The 6,059-nt window shown below is 67.1% G+C and carries 1 protein-coding gene and 2 pseudogenes; 2 read left to right on the top strand and 1 reads right to left on the bottom strand.

Annotation, left to right across the window (positions count from 1 at the left end; all coding sequences use genetic code 11):
* Positions 1-183 precede the first annotated feature (183 nt).
* The gene (locus G3T14_RS22795) at positions 184-3,828 is read left to right on the top strand and encodes an autotransporter domain-containing protein (RefSeq protein WP_246733506.1); all 3,645 of its coding nucleotides are present in this window, start codon (positions 184-186) and stop codon (positions 3,826-3,828) included.
* 69 nt (positions 3,829-3,897) lie between these two features.
* Here G3T14_RS22795 and G3T14_RS25235 read toward each other — a convergent pair.
* Positions 3,898-4,656 (bottom strand): annotated as a pseudogene (locus G3T14_RS25235) (IS3 family transposase); the annotation flags it as partial.
* Between the two features lie 143 nt (positions 4,657-4,799).
* Between G3T14_RS25235 and G3T14_RS22790 the strand changes: the two are divergent.
* Positions 4,800-5,982: pseudogene (locus G3T14_RS22790) on the top strand (IS3 family transposase).
* Positions 5,983-6,059 lie beyond the last annotated feature (77 nt).

The following is a 6,059-nucleotide window of genomic DNA, read 5'->3' as shown; positions in this document are numbered from 1 at the left end:
CATGGCCCAGACCCTAAACATCACTTCGCTCGCCGGGAATCCCCGACGAGTCAATCAGCCGGAGACGGTAGGAGTCCTCTATGCAAGGTGGACCTGCTGTCGGGAAACGATCCAGAAACAGTCACCCCTGCGTCATAAGGTCAAGCTAGAGCACCTCCGCACCGCGAATGCGTGAGGGGAATCATGTCCGCGAAATTCAAGACGACGTTGCTGGCCGCCACTTGCCTCCTGCCTGTCGGTGCGGCGGCGCAGCAGGTTCCGACCTCTCCGCCGATCGGCTTTGCCAACAGCACATCGGTCAACCCAGGCACCGTCATCACCCGCGTCCTCGACAGCTATGTCGGATTGCTGGCCAACAATCCCGCGGCGTTGACGCAGAACTATCAGACCGTCGTGACGCTGACTCAGAGCCGGACCGCCGACCAGACACTGGCGGCCTTCCACGACGACCGCACGGGGCAGGCCTACAGCATCCTGAACGGTCTCGGGCCGCTCACCTCCGCCTATCTCACCGGCACCGGGTCGACCTTCACGGGCACGCGGCCCACCAGCCTGACGCCCACGACCTATGCGGTGACGACGCTGGCGGACTACGTCGCCAACCTCAACACCGGTTCGAACGCCAATGCCGGCTCGGCGACCTTCGGGAACGGAACCGCGACGCCGCTCGCTGCGGCCGTCGGGTTCATCGACAACACGGCACGCGGCAACGCCTCGACGGAACCGCCGAAACGAGTGTTCGGCCGGTACCAGGGCGTCAATCCGGCGATCAATCCGCTGGACGCGCGCTTCAACGACTATAGCGCCGCGACCAATCGGACCGCCCTGTCGGTCAACGACACGGCGAACTTGGTCGTGCCGAGCTACCTGTCGAATTTCCCCGTGCCGGCGGTCTACGGGACGACGGACCGGTGGGTACGTGGCTTCACCGTCACCCAGGCGATGGTCGATGCCAATGGCGGGCAGCCGCTGACGGCACCGAACGTCGGGACCTTCAGCGCCGCCGGCATCTTCACGCCCGCCACCTTCCGCGTCGGCGAGTACGTTCCGGGGATCGGGACCGCGCCGCGGCCGTATCGCGTCTCCACGGCGGTGGACGTGCCGACGGCCCTCTATCCGCGGATCAACAGCACCAACGCCTACGCGGACAGCGGCTATCCGAGCGGGCACACCAATTCCGGCTACTTGCAGACGCTGGGCGTCGGCTTCCTCGTACCGCAACGGTGGCAGGAGCTCCTGACCCGAGCCTCCGAATTGGGGAACAACCGCATCCTGGCCGGCATGCACTCGCCCTTCGACGTCATCGGCGGGCGGATGCAAGCACTGGCGATCTCGGCCACCAACATCTACGCGGCGCTCTACGACCCGCAGGGCAACCGGCTCGACTGGACCAACCCGGCCAATGCCGGTGCTTACGCGGTCTACCAAGCCTATCAGCAGACCCAGGCCTATCTCGCGGCAAGCTGCGGTGCGACGAGCGTCAACGGCTGCCTCGCCGCGGCGGCGGCTTCCGGGGCCGCCGACGCCTTCGCCAACCGGGCGCAGAACAAGGCCGACTACACTGCCCGCCTGACCTACGGCTTCCAGCCCACAGGCCCGAGCACGGCGTTGACCGCCGCTGAGGTGCCGCTCCAGGCGCAGGTGCTGCTGCTGACCCGCTTCCCGTACCTCACCGACGCGCAGCGCCGGGAGGTGCTGGCCACGACGGGCCTGCCGTCGGGCTATCCGCTCCTGAGCGGTAACACCTACGATGGCTGGGGCCGGCTCAACCTCTACGCCGCCAACGACGGCTACGGTGCCTTCAACGGCGCGGTGACGGTGACGATGGACGCCGCGCAGGGCGGCTACAACGCCAGCGACAGCTGGAAGAACGACATTTCCGGCACCGGTTCGCTCACCAAGGCCGGCACCGGCATGCTGACGCTGACCGGCACCAACACATACGCAGGCGGCACCACTGTGGCCGGCGGCACCCTCGTCGGCTCGTCGGCGAGCTTCGGCTCGGGCGCCATCGTCGACAACGGCACACTGGTCTTCAACCAGTCCGCGGACGGGAGCCTCGCCAACGCGATCTCCGGGACCGGCACCGTGATCAAGACCGGCGCGGGCGCACTCGATTTTACCGGCACCGGCACGTTCTCGGGCTCGACCGGTATCGCGCAGGGGCGGCTCGCCGTGAATGGCAGCCTCGCCAATTCGATCGTCACCGTCGGCTCCGGCGGCGTCCTCGGCGGCAACGGCACGGTAGGCGGGATCGTCGCCCTGTCCGGCGGCACCGTCGCGCCGGGCAACTCGATCGGCACGTTGAATGTCTCGGGCAACGTCGCCTTCGCGGCGGGCTCGATCTATCAGGTCGAGGCCAATGCCGCCGGGCAATCGGACCGGATCGCGGCCACCGGCACCGCTACGCTATCGGGCGGCACCGTGCAGGTACTGGCGCAAAACGGCACCTACGACCCGCGCACCCGCTATGCGATCCTGAACGCGGCCGGCGGCGTTGCCGGGCAGTTCTCCGGCGTGACGTCGAACTTCGCCTTCCTGACCCCGACGCTGCGCTACCAGCCCACCGAAGTCGACCTGACGCTGACCCGCAACGACATCGCCTTCGCCACGATCGCGCAGAACCGCAACCAGGCGGCGGTCGCCACCGCGATCCAGGTCGGGGGCGCCGGGACAGCCGTGTACGACCGCACCGTCGGCCTGACGACGCCGGAAGCCCGGGGCGCCTTCCAGACGCTCGCCGGCGACGTCCACGCCAGCACCGTCTCGACCCAATCCGCGACCGCCTTCTTCGTGCGGGAAGCCATCCTCGACCGCCTGCGCTGGGGCGTCACCTCCGGCTCGGGGCTCGATGACGGCCGCGACTACGGGTCCTTGCCGGCCGCCTACACCGCCGACTTGCCAGGCCGCGCCGGGCCGGTGGCGAGCGTGCCCGTGCGCATCCTCGACCCCAAGGTGTTCGGCCTCTGGGGCCAGGGCTTCGGCGCCTTCGGTGATGCCCGCAGCGACGGCAACGCCGCCGGCTTAACGCGTCAGATCGCCGGCTTCGTCATGGGCGCCGACGTCCGGCTGGAGAGCGGGTTCAAGTTCGGCGTCGCGGGTGGCTACACCTCGGCCAGTCTCGACACCGCCGGCCGCCTGCAATCGGCCACTGTCGAGAGCGGCTTCGGCGGCGTCTACGGTGGCTATGAGGTCGGGCCGTTGTCGATTCGTCTCGGCGCGGTTTACGCCGACAACGACACCCGCACCCGCCGCTCCGTGGCATTCGCTGGCTTCACCGACAACGCCACCGGCCGCTACGGCGGCTCGACCGTGCAGGGCTTCGGCGAGCTCGGTTACCGCATCGTCCTCGGTGGCGGACCGAACACGCTGGTCTCGAAGGACGGCTTTGCCGCCCCCGCCCGCGGCTACATCGAACCGTTCGTGGGCGGATCCTACGTCTCGATCGGTCGCGACCGCTTCGTCGAGACCGGCGGCGCAGCCGCGCTGACCAGCTCAGCCCGCACCACCGATGTCGGCGCGGTCACTGCGGGCCTGCGCGCGCAGACCGCAATCGACCTCGGCCTCGGCCTACCACTCTCGGCCCACGGCCTCGCCGGCTACCGCCGCGCCTTCGGCGACGTGGTGCCGACCGCGCTGCTCGCCTTCAGCAGCGGCCCGGCCTTCCTCAGCGCCGGTATCCCGATCGCCCGGGACGCGCTGGTGGCGGAAGCCGGCCTCGACCTGCACGTGGCGCCCAACGCGACGCTGGGCGCCGCCTATACCGGACAGGTCGGCGACCGGGTCAAGGACCACGCTGTCAAGGGGAACTTCACCTATCGGTTCTGAGCGTTCGACCGTCCGCACGGTCGCAAGGCGGAGAAGATGATCCCCTCCCGATTTCGCGGACACGGGGGGTCATCTCGCGTTCCGCTCGGCCTGCTCAGCTGTGATGTAAGCGAGGGGTCGAGTGACGCGCTGCCGATTGTAGTATCCTTCGATGTCGGCGAAGAGATCGCGTCGGGCTTTTCCCCCGGGGCGCCCATTGTTGTTGGTGGGCGAGTTCGACCTCGAGTGTATGGAAGAAGCTTTCCGTCCGGGCGTCGTCGTAACAGCGGCTCGGCAGTCTTATGGAGGGCATCGCCTGCATGCCGGCGAACTGCTTGTCGTAGGCCTCGGCGACCGTGTGTTTGCTGCCGCGCTTCGAGTCACAGATGAGGCCGGCATCCTATCGCTGACGTCGGTTAGCCGTTATCAGGGCGGCCGACGCCAATCCTTCCCGTATGTGATCACGCATGGATCATCCGACGATGTTGCGTTGGCGAAATTGCGCACGGCGGCTAGGTAAAACCAGGCGTCTCCAGTAGGCAAACGGGTGATGCCTGCCAGCCAGATTGTATTGGGCAGCACGGCTGAGAACCGCTGCTTCACGAGATTCGCGTTCACCCTACATCGGTCGCGGCGGAGCAGCGCCGTGATCCGACGGTAGCCGTCGCTCCCTTACAGGAAGGCCAACCCGATGATCGCAGCCGTCACAACGGCCTCGTCCTCGACCAGGACGGCGACCTTGCGCTGAGTCGAGCGATGTTGACACAAGACACCACAAGCGAAGCGTTCCGACACGCGACGCTCGGCAGCGACGGAGTCGACGCAAGCCCGGCGGCGAGCCGGACTGAGAAATCTTACTGGCGCTCTCCTTCGGGTCCCGAGCCCGCCACCTTCAAGATCAGCTTCTCTAGGGTCATTTCGGAGATCACCTGATCCTCCCCCGACTTCACGGACATCTCTGATACGCTCCTTGCGGGCGGGGAAGGTGTTTGATGGCCAAGACGAGACGCGAGTTCACACCCGCGTTCAAACGCGAGGCGGTGGCGCTGCTGGAGAGCAGCGGCCGCCCGCCGACGCAGATCGCGGCCGAACGCGGGTCCAGCCCTTCATGCTGAGGCAGTGGCGCAAGACGCTGATGGGAGGATCCCCACCATAGCGGGCAGCAGGATTGCCGGGAACTGCATTCGCGAGCCCGGTGGTTTCCTCCTCCGACCGGGCAGCCGAGATTGCCCTTCTGCGGCGTGAACTTGACCGAGCGCGCATGGAGCGCGACGTCCTAGAAAAAGCGGTCGGCATCTTTGCGGAGATGCCGAAGTGACGTTCGCTTTCTTCGAGCAGCATGCGGGCACCTGGCTGGTGCGTCTCATGTGCCGCGTGCTCGACGTCTCTCACAGCGGCTACTACGGCTGGCGATCACGCCGCGAGAGCACCCAGGAGACGTCCAACCGTCAACTCATGGACGACGCCCGCCGAATCCATGTCGGGCATCAGAAGCGCTACGGCTCGCCTCGGGTGCATGCCGTCCTGCGCGCAGAGAGACGATCGGTCAGCCGCGGGCGGGTGGAGCGCTTGATGCGCCGTCATGGCATACGAGCCCTGGCAGGACGGCGATTCCGGTCCTGCACAACGGACAGCCGGCACGATCTGCCGATCGCGCCCAACCTCCTGAAGCAGCTCTTCTCCGCCGCTTTGCCCAATACGGTCTGGCTGGCCGACATCACGTACCTCCCCACCGGAGAGGGCTGGCTCTACCTGGCCGCCGTCCTCGATCTCGCCACCCGAAAGATCGTCGGCTGGTCCATGCGCGAGCACATGCGGACCGAGCTGACCTCGGCCGCCCTGATGATGGCCGCCCAACGGCAGCGACCGGGGGCCGGCCTCATCTGTCATCCCGATCGCGGCAGAAAGTACGCCGCCGAGGCCTACGACAAGCAGCTCACCGACATGAAGGCGACGCCCTCCATGAGCCGGACCGGCTGCTGCTACGACAACGCCCCGATGGAAAGCTTCTTCCATACCCTCAAGGTCGAACTCGCCCACCAGCGACGATGGGTGACCCGGGACGAGGCCCGGCGCGATCTGTTCGCCTGCATCGAAGGCGACATCAATCGGCAGCGTCTCCACTCGGCGCTCGGCTACATCACGCCCGAGCAAGCCGAACGGAACGCGAGCTAACCCCGTGTCCGTGAGGTCGGGGGAGGATCAACACGCTGTCAGGTCCTTACAGACCAAAGATGCGTTCCCACACAGCC

The sequence above is a fragment of the Methylobacterium sp. BTF04 genome (assembly GCF_010692745.1).
Taxonomy (GTDB): domain Bacteria; phylum Pseudomonadota; class Alphaproteobacteria; order Rhizobiales; family Beijerinckiaceae; genus Methylobacterium.
Note: the sequence above shows the minus strand (reverse complement) of the source record. Positions and strands in the feature narration are given on the sequence as shown.